This window comes from Ruegeria sp. CK3, assembly GCF_056536565.1.
In genome coordinates this window covers 75,477-88,466 of the sequence record NZ_JBQFPV010000009.1, presented here as the reverse complement: position 1 = coordinate 88,466, position 12,990 = coordinate 75,477, and the positions used below count along the sequence as shown (strand labels likewise).

Genomic DNA, 12,990 nt, shown 5'->3' with positions numbered 1-12,990 from the left:
GGTGATCTAATGCAACGCAACTTCTATCCATTGACCGTATCTGACATCCGCACAGAGATCGGCGGTGCAGTCACAAGTGTTACTTTAGATGTCCCTGCCAGACTGGCTGATCTGTTTCAATGGATAGCAGGGCAACATCTGACGATCAGGTTTTTGATCGAAGGACAGGAGCATAGGCGCAGCTACACTATCTCAAACCCTCCTGGATCCGCACTGCGCATCACTGTGAAACGTGTGAAAGACGGGATCGTGTCGAACCATATCGGTGATGCTCTGTCGGTAGGGGATATCATCGAAGTCATGCCCCCCTTTGGACAGTTCACCTTAACGCCCGGACCCCTTAAACGCCGCACGCACTATTTCTTTGGCGCGGGCAGCGGCATTACGCCTCTATACGCGATGATCAATGCCGTTTTGACGGACGAGCCGCACTCTGTTGCAAATTTGGTCTTCGGCAATACCAACGCGGACAGCATCATTTTTCGGGACGAGTTGGAGCAAATTCAAGCGCGATACTCAAAACGCTTTTTTGTGCGACATGTTCTGTCCCACCCCTCCTTGTTCAGTTGGTTCAGCCCTTGGCGTACGGGTCGTTTGGATGCAAACGCCGTTCAGGCCGCTATTGCTGAGACCCCACCGGTGGCGCAGGACACGCAATACTGGATCTGCGGTCCGGGCAGCATGAACACGGACCTGCGGGCGGCGCTTAAGAATTTGGACGTGCCAGACGATCGTATTCACACGGAAAGTTTTGGCGGCGATGTCAAACCCGATCTCAGCACGTCAGGAGTCGCGGCGACAGCCCGCATAAATCTGCATGGTGCATGGCATGACGTACCGGTGGCTGCGGGTCAAACCATACTGGAAGCTGCTCAAGCGAAAGGCTTGAACCCACCATACAGTTGCCAGTCCGGTGTTTGTGGTGCCTGTGTTGCCCGCCTTACCGAAGGGGCCGCCCATATGCGGAACCGAGTTGCACTTGAAGACGGAGATATCTCGAAAGGGTTCATCCTCTGCTGTCAAAGCGTTGCGACGCAAAAAAGCATCGCCTTGAAGTTTGAGGGGTAGATTCGAGATCACGAAAAACGCAGGCAGAAGCCAAGCAAACAAGTCGGAACCCCACATCGCAAGTTGAAGGATTGGAAGTGGTGGCTGCGAGAAAATCAAATCTCTTTGCAGGCCCGCGTCATAACCTAAAACACTAGTACTCGCCGCCAAGTCGCAGCAGATGATGCCGTCACCTGCCTTGTTACTCAAATTGTGGAATGACGGGATACAGATTGATTTTTCATTGCATCAGAAGGATTCATTGGGCACCCGAGGCATCCCGCGCTTTTTGCCTTGTGCGATCAGAAACTTGGCCGCGCGGTTTTGAAGGGTCTAGCCCGGATCGAGCAAGTCGACTGATCAGGGCTTTCAATTAAAGACCGTCGCGGGCTCGAAATGGGCCCGCGATCCAGGTGCCGCTAGGCAGGGACTTTGGCTCGTTCAGGTTGCGACCCTGCAACCTTGCTGGGTGTCCCCGACACATAGACTTCCTCGATCGCGCGGTCGTCTCCCATCATCTGCAGAACGAACAGCTCTTGTGACAGGCTGTCCACCCGGTCCATTCGAAGGGCCATGGCCGGGGTGCTGCGTGCGTTCAGAACAACGACGTCCGCTTCGCTTCCCGGGGCGAGCGTACCGATTTTGTCTTCGAGGCCCAGAACGCATGCATTGCCGCGGGTTGCCCAATGGAATGCTTGCAAAGGGTGCAGGGCTGTCCCTTGCAGTTGCAGGATCTTGTAGCCTTCGTTGAGGGTTTGCAGCATCGAATAGCTGGTGCCAGCACCAACATCCGTCGCGATCCCGTTGACGATACCGCGCGCGCTCAACCCGGCATGATCAAACAGGCCGCTGCCTAGAAACAGGTTCGAGGTCGGGCAGAACACGGGATGCGCGCCGGTTTCGGCCAGCGTGTCGATCTCGCGCGGTTCAAGATGGATGGAGTGTCCGAGCAGGGTTTTTCGTCCCAGCAGACCGTAAGACTGATAGACATCCAGATAGTCCCGGGCTTGCGGGTAGAGTTGTCTGGTGAAGGCGATCTCGTCCTTGTTTTCCGACAGGTGTGTCTGTATGTGGCAGTCGGGATGCTCTTGCGCCAGCGCCTGGGACATCGCCATTTGGTCCGGGGTTGAGGTGATCGCAAACCGGGGCGTGATGACATAGCCGTTGCGCCCTTTGCCATGCCAGTCGGCGATCAGGGCTTTGGTTTCGTCATATCCGGATTGGGGCGTATCCTGCAGCGCCTCAGGCGCGTTACGGTCCATAAGGACCTTCCCACCCAACATGCGCATGTTTCGTCTGGTCGCCTCAGTAAAGAACGCGTCAGCCGATGTTTTGTGGACCGAGCAATAGGCAACCGCCGTCGTGGTGCCATGCGCGATCAACTGATCATAGAACGCCCGTGCCATTGTCGCGCAGTGCCCATCCGAGGCAAAGCGGGTTTCTTCTGGGAATGTGTAGGTGTTGAGCCAGTCCAATAGCTGCGCGCCCCACGAGGCGATGACCTGCACTTGAGGGAAGTGGATATGGGTGTCGATGAATCCCGCCATCATCAGATGAGGGCGATGGTCCGTCACGGGCACATCTCCGGCCTTCGCGCTAATCGCCGAGAAGGGGCCGGTGTCCTGAATGATCCCGTCCCGGATCAGCAGCGCGCCGTCCTCAAGATAGGTATAGGCGCCGGCGTCGTCGCCGTTTTGTGGTTCGCGATGAAAGGTCAGCAGACGACCGCGCAGCAATCTCTGTGTCATGGAATGTCTCGTATGTCGTGGGAAAACGGGCAGGGGGCAGCCATGAGGCTGCCCCATCATGGATCAGGCCTGTTGTGCAGGTGTATCGTCGTCGATGAGATCGGGCTCATCTGGAACGATCACGCGATGCTCAAGATCCTCTTTCGGGGCGAGCATCGGGTAGAGGTAGAGGAACCCGCCGACGATCAGATAGCCGATGGTAATCCCGTCGAACTGTGGCATCTGCAGCGTGTAAGAGTGGATGATTCCTACCGCCGACATCAGCCCGCCAGCGACGGCAAACGCCCCTGCCATCCGGAACCGGCCGTCAATCACGTCGGCCACAATGGCCCCCCAGATCAGACCAGTGATGATCGCACCCTGGCTAAGCGCCAGATGTCCTTCGTAATGGGCTCCCTCCATCAGGAGTGCGGCGGTCAGGCCCTCGTCACCCAACGCTGGCAGGCCTTCGACACCGCTACTGCGAAGCGCGTTCATCAGCGATCCCCATTTGACCATCAGAAAGGCCGAGATATGGGGCAGGATCGCGAAGGAGACCGCGGCCATGTGCATCGGCTTCACCGCCCAGGCCGTGTTGGTAATCAGGCTGACCGAGACAAAGACCAGAACGGGTGCTGCAGCGGCAATCGGTATCAGGCCCGCAAGGAAGGACAGGAAGCCCAGGAAAGCGGCAGCCGCGATCACAACGGCCACACCTACGATGTAGCCCGCATGTGCATCAAGCCGCTTGTAGGCCGGATGACCGATATAAACGGTCGTCGGGAAAGGAGAGCCAAACAGCGCGCCCAGCATCGTGCCCGCGCCATCAGTTACCTGGCACAGCCCGACGGGGTAGTGATCGCCCGCGGCCTCGGCGGATTCCACGTTGTTCATGGTTTCGATGAAATTGTAGATCTGGACCGGGATCAGCACCAGAAACAGCTCTGGGTTGGCGAACAGGTACTGCACACCTGCGATGAGGTCGCCGAAATAGGGGATTGGTGGGTAGAAGCCGATGCCGCTTGTGTCGATTTTCGATTCACCAAGGATGATGGCAATCACCGTACCAGCCGCAATCGCAACCAAACCGGCAGGCACATTGCCCGGCAGGCGGAATCGCCCGATCAGACCCCAAAGGATGAACAGCAACGAGGTAAAACCGATGATCGGGTTCTCAAACACCTCGGCCAGGGGGACGGAGCCGATAAAGACCAGCGCAATGCCGCACAGCGTGCCGAGCATCCCGGCGCGCGGAGTAATTCGCTTGAGGTAAGGACCCACAAACGCCCCAAGGGCTGCAACGATCCCTCCCATGAAGCCCGCGCCGATACCTACCTGCCAGGCCAGCATCGGGTCATTGGTGGCCCAGTAAATGGGTCCGATCACGCCGAAAAGATACACAAACATGACCGGCGTCGAGATGCCGTAGGGCAGGGCGGTGACATCTTCGCCCTTCCTGGTGGCCGCCCATTTGGCGAGAAACGTATAAACTCCGACACCAGCCAGGATTGCTATGGCGGCACCAGGCACGATGCGGCCAAAGACAATCTCAGCTGGCATTTGGAACACGAACTGACAGACCCCGGAAAGGATCAGCAGGTTCACTAGATTATCCGTAAAAAGCGCCCAGAAAGCGCTGAAGTCGCTGCGGGTAAACAGCTTGTATTCGTAGGTCCTCCCGTCCATGACGGTCTCCTCCTCTGATAGGACCGGAATTGCCTGGTGGATGTCAGGCGGATCTCCCTCTCCGGTCGTGATGTTGGCCCGCAAGGGGCGCCTTGGTTGCCCCGGTTGGGGCGGTCGCGGCAGTTTCAGAGGTCAGTTCAGCAATCACCTCGGCCACCACGAAGGTGGCGATGACGCTGGGCCGCTTGTCGCGGCTACCGCTTGCCCCGATGGGGCATCTCAAATGTTCGATGGATTGTCCGTCACACTGTTTATGTGCCCAATTCCTCAGCTTGATCCGCTTAGTTGCGGATCCGATCATCCCGACATAGGCCGCATCCTGACGTTCAAGCGCGGCGGTGGTCAGCAAGAAATCCAGCCCGTGATCATGGGTCAGGACGATAAAGGCGCTGCCTTCGGGCGCACTGAGGATTTCGGCTTCGGGGATTGCACTCAGTCGGGTTTCGACATCCGCAGTGCAGAGGTCGATTTCCTCGGCCCGTGTGTCAACAAGGATGCAGCGCACAGGCAAGTGCTGAAAAAGATCCGCAAGTGCGCGTCCCACATGACCCGCCCCCATCACGTAGACATGTGGCAAGGCATCGTCGCGCAGCGCCGCCCGGTCGGTTGCGGCCCCCTTGTCCGAGGACCGCATGCGGGTCAGTTGCAACTCGACCCGTCCCCCGCAGCACTGGCCAATTTCGGGTCCGAGCGGTACATCCATTTCCCGGTGTAGCGACCCATCCCGCAGCATGTCCCGCGCAGCGTTGATGGCCATGAATTCCAATTGTCCACCGCCGATCGTCCCCCACAGCGCGCTTGGCGCTACGAACATCTCAGTCCCTTCGTTGCGGGGCGAAGACCCGCGCGCACGTGTCAGCGCGATGCGGATCACGCTGCTTTGTTCGGAGAGAAACGTCTTCAGGGACTGCGCGGCAGGCATCGTTTAGGCACCGTTTTGCAGGCGGGCAACGGCAATCAGGACGCGCTCGGGCGTGGCGGGGGCGTCCAGGCGAGGACATTCTCGGTAGTCGGCGACGGATGCTACAGCCATTGACAGAGCCTCGAACACCGAAATTCCCAGCATGAAAGGCGGCTCGCCCACGGCTTTGGAGCGTTTGATCGTCAACTCTCGGTTTTCCGACCAATCGGCGAGTTTGACATTGAAGACACGCGGGCGGTCCGAGGCCAACGGGATCTTGTATGTCGACGGAGCATGGGTGCGCAGGCAACCGGCATCATCCCACCAAAGCTCCTCGGTGGTCAGCCAGCCCATGCCCTGAACAAAGGCCCCTTCAACCTGACCTTTATCGAGAACGGGATTCAATGAGCGTCCGACATCGTGCAGCACATCCGTGCGGTCGACCCGGTATTCTCCGGTCAGGGTATCTATGGTCACTTCCGAACAGGATGCCCCATAGGCGTAGTAGTAGAACGGGCGGCCTTGCCCCTTGTCACGATCCCAGTGGATCTTGGGGGTTTTGTAGAACCCGGCTGCCGACAGCTGCACACGCGCCAGATAAGCTTGCTTGACAAAAGCGTCAAAGGGCAGAACCTCTTCGCCGATGTGAACATGATTGGCGTGAAAGAGCACCTGCTCGGGGCTCACATCCCAGTTTTCCGAGGCGAATTTCACCAGCCGTTCCTTGATCTGCTCGACCGCATTCAACGCGGCCATTCCGTTCAGGTCGGTACCGCTGGAAGCTGCAGTGGCGGATGTGTTCGGGACCTTCTCGGTCGTGGTCTTCGTGATCTTGATCCGGTTGAAATCAACCTGGAAGGCCTCGGCCACCACCTGCGCGACTTTGGTGTTGAGGCCTTGCCCCATTTCGGTGCCGCCGTGGTTCAGATGGATCGAGCCGTCCTTGTAGACATGCACCAGCGCGCCGGCCTGATTGTACCACGTCGCCGTGAACGATATGCCGAATTTCACAGGCGTCAGAGCGATCCCCTTTTTCAGGATCGGTGAGGATTGGTTGAAAGCGATGATGTCTTGGCGGCGCTGGCGGTAGTCTGAGGTCTCCTCCAACTCTCCGACCAGCCGGTCAAGAATGCTGTCTTCGACCACTTGATGATAGGGTGTTACGTTCCGCTCTTCGGTGCCATAGAAATTGGCCTTGCGCACATCCAGAGGGTCCTGTCCCGTGGCGTAGGCAATTTCCTCGATTATCCTTTCCGCCGCGATCACCCCCTGCGGCCCGCCAAATCCGCGGAAGGCGGTGTTTGAGACAGTATTGGTTTTCATCGGATGGCTGCTAAGGCGCACATTCGGGTAGAAATAGGCGTTATCCGCATGAAACAGCGCCCGGTCGGTCACGGGGCCCGAAAGATCTGCCGAGAACCCGCAGCGTGCGGCAAAGCTGCCTTCGACGGCTTGAATGCGCCCCGCATCGTCAAAGGCCACGTCATAGTCGATCACAAAGTCATGGCGTTTGCCGGTCGCCGTCATGTCCTGATCCCGGTCGGGCCTGATCTTGACGGCGCGGTTCCACTTTTTCGCGGCCATGGCGGCCACAACGCAGAACAGGTTCATCTGGCTTTCCTTGCCGCCAAAGCCACCACCCATGCGGCGCACATTGACCACAACGGCGTTGGACGGCACCCCAAGCACTTGGGCCACCATATGCTGCGCCTCGGACGGATGCTGGGTCGAGCAATGCACGACCACATCATTATCTTCGCCCGGAATGGCAAAGGCGATGTGACCCTCAAGATACATGTGATCCTGACCGCCGACGCGCATCCGACCCTGAATCCGGTTTGGAGCCGCCGCCTGAGCCGGGGCAACATCCCCGCGCTCTAGCTTGAGGGGTGCGGTGACATGCGGGTAGCCAGCGTTTTGCGCCTCAATGGGGTCAAGCGCATGGGGCAGGGTTTCGTATTCTACCTCTGCCAGCTCGGCGGCGCGGCGCGCGATGTCGCGAGTCTCGGCTATGACGGCAAACAGGGGTTGGCCGTGAAATTGAGTGGTATCGGTTGGGAAAACCGGCTCGTCGTTCAGATGCGTCGGGCTGATGTCATTGACGCCCGGCACGTCATCTGCTGTCAGAACGCCCACAACGCCGGGTGTCGCCAGAACCTTCGCAAAATCGATGCCCAACAGTTTGGCATGGGCCACGTCGGACACGCCAAGATAGGCGTGCAGCGCGCCTTGGGGCAGGGCGATATCGTCGGTGTAGTCGGCCCCTCCGGTAACATGCTTGATCGCGCTGTCGTGGTTGACGTCGGTGTGGGCGGCTCCAACGATGGAAACGGTGTCTTTCATTGTGTCGTCTCCTTGTTACGCACAAGCCAGTTGAACGGGGGTGTCTGTCTGGGCGTCATGTTCGAGGAAGAACCGACGCAGCAGGTTCTGGGCCGTCAGCATCCGATAGTCGGACGAGGCGCGCCAATCGGTCAGGGGCGAGAAATCCTGAGACAGAGCAGTTGCTGCCGCTTCGAAACTTTCCCGCGACCAGGGCTGACCGTTCAGAGCGGCCTCGGCAGCCGCTGCGCGCTTTGGCGTCGCGGCCATGCCACCCATGGCGATGCGGGCGTCGTTGATGATGCCATCTTCAACCGACATATGAATGCCTGCCGCGACCGAGGAGATATCCTCGTCGCGGCGCTTCGAGATCTTGTAGGCGGCGTTTAGGTCCTTTGGCTGGGGAAGGGGAACGCGGATGCTTTCGACAAATTCGTCCGGCTGGCGATCCTGTTTGCCGTAGTCGATGAAGAATGCGTCCAGCGGCAAGGTCCGCACATCCGACCCTCGCCGCAGCGTGATTTCCGCTCCAAGCGCGATCAGCACAGGCGGCGTGTCCCCGATGGGAGAGCCGTTGGCGATGTTGCCGCCCACTGTGCCCATGTTGCGCACCTGCCACCCGGCAATACGATCCCAGTATGAGGTGAGGTGCGGTAGATGCTCGGACAGTAGGTCCTGGCAATCGGTGTAGCTGGCACCTGCACCGATCCGCAGGTGCTGGCCCTGTTTTTCGACCGCTTTCAGGTCTTCGAGATGTCCGGTAAAGATCGCCGGTCCGATTTTGCGCAGGAATTTCGTGACCCAAAGGCCCACATCCGTTGCACCCGCGACAATGGTGGCCTCTGGATACGTCTGCAGGCACTCGGCCAAGTCATCCACGTTGCAGGGAAGGATGCTCAGATTGTCCTGCGGTCCCGAGACGACGCGCCTCCCGTCTTTCAACGCCGCCAGACGCGCGGTCATGGCCTCACGTTCGGTGTTCAGGTAGTCCGAGGCCGGGGTGCCGTAGCGGCTGACAGCAACAGCCGCCCGAATGATCGGCTCATACCCGGTGCAGCGGCACAAATTGCCCTGCAAGGCGGTTTCGACCTGCGCCTCTGTTGGTTCGGGCGTTTGCATCCACAGCGCATAGAGCGCCATGACGAAGCCCGGTGTGCAGAACCCGCATTGGCTGCCGTGATGATCGACCATGGCTTGCTGTACCGGATGAAGGCGACCTTCGGGGCCGGACAAATGCTCAACCGTCACGACATGGCTGCCGTCCAAAGAGGCGAGTAACCGAATGCACGCGTTCACTGGGGCATAGGCAAGACCTGTCCGCCCAAGCCGCCCGACAAGCACGGTACATGCACCGCAATCCCCTTCGGCGCAGCCTTCCTTGGTGCCGGTCAGTCGTCGTTCGAGACGTAGAAAATCCAGAAGAGTCTGGTCGGCTGATACGTCTGGAACAGATACATCCTTGCCATTCAGGACAAATCGGATGTCAGTGCGCGGCGTCATGTTGGTCTCCCTCTACACCTGCCTTCGGGTGGGTCGCCGCAGGACCATAGAGTCAGAGATTGAGTCTTAAAATCGTCGGAAATGACAAATACTTTCAACAAAACGTTGAAAAAGAAATCCCACCATCGCAGTCTTCCCGCAGTGGGAGGAATGAATGTCATACATCGAAAGCTTGCGGGTCTTCGTTCGGGTGATGGAGCTGGGCAGCATCACGTCCGGCGGTCGTGATCTGAGGTTAACACCGGCAGTGGCCAGCAAACGTCTGAAAGAACTTGAAAACCATCTGGGCGTGCGCCTGTTCAACAGAACGACCCGCTCGATGACGGCAACAGAAGTCGGCGAGGTTTTCTATGATGAGGCCAAGGCCGTTTTGCTGGCGTTGGACCACGCCGAGGCGCGCGTCGCCAGTTTTTCGGACGCCCCTCGCGGCGCAATCCGTATCACCGCGCCGTTGGGAGTGGGGCGTAGGATTGTTGCGCCTCTGGTTCCGGATTTCTCGGAGCGCTATCCAGAGACCGAGATTCGCATGCGACTGTCCGACCGAAAAGTGGACATGTTGGCCGATGGATTGGATATCGCTTTCTTTATCGGAGAGCCGGGCGATTCCACGATGAAACTGCGGAAATTCGCGGATTGTGCCCGGCTGCTATGTGCCTCGCCTGAATATCTTTCGAATTTCGGCGTGCCAAAAACGCCGGATGACCTATTGCACTCTCATCACAATTGCCTGCTGCTGCGCTATCCCAGATCGCCCGAGTATTTCTGGACCCTGAACACCGACATGGGTCCGCGCAAACTTGAGGTTCGGGGCAAGTATGATGCGGATGATGGCGATGTCCTGACGGATTGGGCTTTGGCTGGCAAGGGGATCGTCAACAAACCGCGCTTTGATGTGAAAGAATATCTCGTGTCAGGCCAATTGGTCGAGGTTCTGCCCTCGACACCACCATTGCCGACCATCTTCGGCTGCCTTTACCCGCATAAAAAACTTCAGGATCCCAAAATACGCCTGTTCGTCGAACACATCGCGAAACACAGCAAGAGCTTCTTTGGATAAACCAGCAGGAGGGGCCTGTTTCACCTGCTACAAGTCGGGGCTTACTGGCCTCTTACTTCACGCACCCATGCGATGATAGTCTGACGGGCTTCGTCATCCATTTGTACCGCAGCTGGCGGCGGCATCGCGTGGCTGATCCCGGCCTGCAGATAGATTTGATCAGCCTGACGGGCGACGTCGCCGGGCGTTTCAAGATAGACCTTCTTGGGCGCCCATTTCATTGTGCCATAAACCGGCTCGCGCGCATGACACATGGAACAGTTGCCCAGGACCGTGTCATAAGCGGCCTCGAACCCCTCGGCCGAGGCGAATTTCTGTTCATAGGGTGTCAGTTCGCGCGCTTCGGCCTCTTCCCATGTTTCGCCGGACCGGACTGAGGACAGCCATGCAATCGCGATCATCAGAAGGACCGTGACGGCCCAGGTCCAATGCGGGCCTGTTCCAGTCGCATGCATTGTGTTGAAGTAGTGGCGAATGGTGACGCCGGTCAGGAAGATCAGGCTTGCAATGATCCATGAATACTCGGTGCCGAACGCCAGCGGATAGTGGTTCGACAGCATCAGGAACACGACCGGCAAGGTCAGATAGTTGTTGTGCGTCGAGCGTACTTTGGCAATCTTGCCGTACTTGGCGTCAGGGGTTCGACCCGCCTTGAGGTCTGCGACCACGATGCGCTGGTTTGGCATGATCTGAAAGAACACATTGGCCGTCATGATCGTTGCGGTAAACGCCCCAAGATGCAGCAGCGCGGCCCGTCCGGTGAATATCTGGTTGTAGCCCCAGGACATGATCACCAGGATCACGAACAACAACAGCATCAGAACGGTGGGATGATCGCTCAGCTTGGATTTGCACATCTGGTCATAGAGCAACCAGCCAATGGTCAATGAGCCGCCCGAGATCAGAATTCCCTGCCACAGCGCCAGATCGACCTTGGTCGGGTCTAGTAGGAACAGCTCTCCTCCAACCCAGTAAATGATCATCAGAAGCGCGGCGCCGGACAGCCATGTCGTGTAGCTTTGCCATTTGTGCCAGGTCAGATGCTCGGGCATCTGCGCGGGGGCCACCAGGTATTTTACGGTGTGGTAAAACCCGCCGCCATGGACCTCCCATTCCTCGCCATAGGCCCCATCCGGCAGCGCAGGGTTTGGCTTAAGCATCAGGTCTAATGCGATAAAGTAAAAAGATGCCCCAATCCACGCCATCGCAGTGATCACATGCAGCCAGCGGACGGAAAAGGCGATCCACTCCCACATTACGGCCAGATCATACATGGGTTTGCTCCTAAGATTCTTTGCTTCCGCTCACTCTATGCGAGACTGCTTTGTTCTGGTATTGCTAGCAAAGACCAAGCAGTATCAAAAAATGCAAAAAAATGTCCTATCTAGATAACATCAGAACCTTTGTCCGAGTCTACGAGTTGGGCAGCATGTCCGCCGCAGGCCGCGATCTGAGGGTTTCTCCGGCTGTCACCTCGGCGCGAATATCGCAACTGGAAGAACATCTCGGCGTGCGCCTTTTTCAACGCACGACGCGCAGCCTGACGCCGACCGAACAAGGGCAATCGTTTTATCGGGGGGCCGCTGAGATCCTTGAGGCCGTCGAAAACGCCGAGGCTCAGATCGTCAATATTACCGAGAATCTGAAAGGCTCTCTCTACGTGGCTGCGCCATTGGGCGTGGGTCGCAGGTTGATCGCGCCGCAGGTGCCAAAGTTTTTGGCCGAGTACCCCGAGGTCAATGTCAGGCTGAGGCTGACAGATCGAAAAGTCGACCTGACAACAGAAGGTCTGGATCTTGCGTTTTTCCTAGGGCAGCCCGAGGACAGCAACTTGCGCATTCGCAAGATCGCCGATGTTGAAAGAGTGCTGTGCGCATCCCCAAAATACATCAAAAAACGCGGAATGCCGGCAAGCGGAGACGACTTGATCGCCGACAATCACGAATGCCTCAACCTGCGTTTCCCTGGTGCGACCGAGTTTCAATGGCTGCTCAGGACCGTTTCGGGGCCAAAGCGATTCCGTGTCTCTGGTCGCTATGAATCGGACGATGGCGATGTATTGACGGATTGGGCGCTTGCAGGTCACGGGATCGCGCTGAAGCCGATCTTTGAGATTGCACAGCACCTTAAGGCCGGAAATCTGGTTCCGGTTGCAACAGAAACGCCGCCGGAACCTATTCAGATGGCGTGCCTGTTTACGCACCGCCGCATGCAAGACCCCAAAACGCGGCTTTTCATGGAGTTCATTATAGAGCGTATCGGGTCCTCGATATCCGCGAATGCCTAAATCGGAGACCTTAGCTGCCGCGATAGGTCGAGTATCCAAATGGGGATAGAAGAAGCGGCACGTGATAGTGGGACTGCTCGGACATCCCGAACCGGATCGGTATCACATCCAGAAAGCGAGGGTCCTCGGGCGGCGTGCCCGACGCGTCAAGGTAGGCGCCGGCATAGAAGATCAGCTCGTATTCGCCCGTTGAAAACTCGGATTGCGGCAGAATCTGTTCGTCGGTTCTGCCGTCGTCATTTGTCACCAGTGCTTTCAGCAAGGTGCGGTCTGTGCCATTGATGCGGTACAGCTCGATTTTCAGTCCTTCGGCGGGACATCCCCGCGCAGTATCCAGGACATGTGTGGTAAGGTAACCGGTCATTTGTGCCACTCCTAAAGTTGCTTATTCCTTAGTCTGTTTTCTCGTCCGAGGGCAAAGCCAGACTATCCGAAGCTGCTTTTCGTATTTTTTGAAAAATTT

General features: G+C 57.9%; 10 protein-coding genes. 3 read left to right on the top strand and 7 right to left on the bottom strand.

Translation table 11 applies throughout. The features are described from left to right. Positions 1-9: 9 nt before the first annotated feature. Positions 10-1,068: a 2Fe-2S iron-sulfur cluster-binding protein gene (locus ACR0C3_RS14850; RefSeq protein ID WP_480759168.1), complete on the top strand. Its 1,059-nt coding sequence runs from the start codon at positions 10-12 to the stop codon at positions 1,066-1,068. A 398-nt stretch (positions 1,069-1,466) separates the two neighbouring features. On the opposite strand, the gene guaD is transcribed toward ACR0C3_RS14850, so the two are convergent. The 5 genes from guaD to xdhA all read right to left on the bottom strand — a co-directional run bounded on the left by guaD (position 1,467) and on the right by xdhA (position 9,183). Beyond that, complete coding sequence (gene guaD / locus ACR0C3_RS14845; protein ID WP_480759166.1) at positions 1,467-2,795, bottom strand: guanine deaminase; 1,329 nt, start codon at positions 2,793-2,795, stop codon at positions 1,467-1,469. Between the two features lie 63 nt (positions 2,796-2,858). Further along, positions 2,859-4,460 (bottom strand): xanthine/uracil/vitamin C permease, encoded by a 1,602-nt coding sequence (locus tag ACR0C3_RS14840; RefSeq protein ID WP_425084431.1) that lies wholly within the window; start codon positions 4,458-4,460, stop codon positions 2,859-2,861. Positions 4,461-4,503: 43 nt separating this feature from the next. Continuing rightward, positions 4,504-5,382, bottom strand: a complete 879-nt coding sequence (gene xdhC, locus ACR0C3_RS14835; protein ID WP_480759165.1) for a xanthine dehydrogenase accessory protein XdhC — start codon at positions 5,380-5,382, stop codon at positions 4,504-4,506. A 3-nt stretch (positions 5,383-5,385) separates the two neighbouring features. Next, a complete protein-coding gene (xdhB, locus tag ACR0C3_RS14830) occupies positions 5,386-7,704 on the bottom strand; it encodes a xanthine dehydrogenase molybdopterin binding subunit (RefSeq protein ID WP_480759163.1) in 2,319 nt (772 codons plus the stop codon). A gap of 15 nt (positions 7,705-7,719) precedes the next feature. Beyond that, on the bottom strand, positions 7,720-9,183 hold the full coding sequence (gene xdhA / locus ACR0C3_RS14825; RefSeq protein WP_480759162.1) for a xanthine dehydrogenase small subunit: 1,464 nt from the start codon (positions 9,181-9,183) through the stop codon (positions 7,720-7,722). 154 nt (positions 9,184-9,337) lie between these two features. On the opposite strand from xdhA, the gene ACR0C3_RS14820 reads away from it, so the two are divergent. Then, positions 9,338-10,240, top strand: coding sequence for a LysR family transcriptional regulator (locus ACR0C3_RS14820; protein WP_480759161.1), 903 nt, complete (start codon positions 9,338-9,340; stop codon positions 10,238-10,240). Positions 10,241-10,281: 41 nt separating this feature from the next. Here ACR0C3_RS14820 and ACR0C3_RS14815 read toward each other — a convergent pair whose 3' ends face one another. Next, entirely contained in the window at positions 10,282-11,514 is a 1,233-nt protein-coding gene (locus ACR0C3_RS14815) for a urate hydroxylase PuuD (RefSeq protein ID WP_480759159.1), read from the bottom strand. Between the two features lie 101 nt (positions 11,515-11,615). Between ACR0C3_RS14815 and ACR0C3_RS14810 the strand changes: the two genes are divergently transcribed. Further along, positions 11,616-12,527, top strand: a complete 912-nt coding sequence (locus ACR0C3_RS14810) for a LysR family transcriptional regulator (protein ID WP_480759158.1) — start codon at positions 11,616-11,618, stop codon at positions 12,525-12,527. A gap of 10 nt (positions 12,528-12,537) precedes the next feature. Here ACR0C3_RS14810 and uraH read toward each other — a convergent pair whose 3' ends face one another. Then, positions 12,538-12,891: a hydroxyisourate hydrolase gene (gene uraH, locus ACR0C3_RS14805; RefSeq protein WP_170378283.1), complete on the bottom strand. Its 354-nt coding sequence runs from the start codon at positions 12,889-12,891 to the stop codon at positions 12,538-12,540. Positions 12,892-12,990 lie beyond the last annotated feature (99 nt).

Excerpts from the sequence above, each read along its gene's own strand:
- ACR0C3_RS14820 (WP_480759161.1), top strand. The coding sequence starts at position 9,338 with ATGTCATACATCGAAAGCTTGCGGGTCTTCGTTCGGGTGATGGAGCTG.
- guaD (WP_480759166.1), bottom strand. The coding sequence starts at position 2,795 with ATGACACAGAGATTGCTGCGCGGTCGTCTGCTGACCTTTCATCGCGAA.
- ACR0C3_RS14815 (WP_480759159.1), bottom strand. The coding sequence starts at position 11,514 with ATGTATGATCTGGCCGTAATGTGGGAGTGGATCGCCTTTTCCGTCCGC.
- ACR0C3_RS14850 (WP_480759168.1), top strand. The coding sequence starts at position 10 with ATGCAACGCAACTTCTATCCATTGACCGTATCTGACATCCGCACAGAG.
- uraH (WP_170378283.1), bottom strand. The coding sequence starts at position 12,891 with ATGACCGGTTACCTTACCACACATGTCCTGGATACTGCGCGGGGATGT.
- ACR0C3_RS14840 (WP_425084431.1), bottom strand. The coding sequence starts at position 4,460 with ATGGACGGGAGGACCTACGAATACAAGCTGTTTACCCGCAGCGACTTC.
- xdhC (WP_480759165.1), bottom strand. The coding sequence starts at position 5,382 with ATGCCTGCCGCGCAGTCCCTGAAGACGTTTCTCTCCGAACAAAGCAGC.
- xdhB (WP_480759163.1), bottom strand. The coding sequence starts at position 7,704 with ATGAAAGACACCGTTTCCATCGTTGGAGCCGCCCACACCGACGTCAAC.
- ACR0C3_RS14810 (WP_480759158.1), top strand. The coding sequence starts at position 11,616 with ATGTCCTATCTAGATAACATCAGAACCTTTGTCCGAGTCTACGAGTTG.
- xdhA (WP_480759162.1), bottom strand. The coding sequence starts at position 9,183 with ATGACGCCGCGCACTGACATCCGATTTGTCCTGAATGGCAAGGATGTA.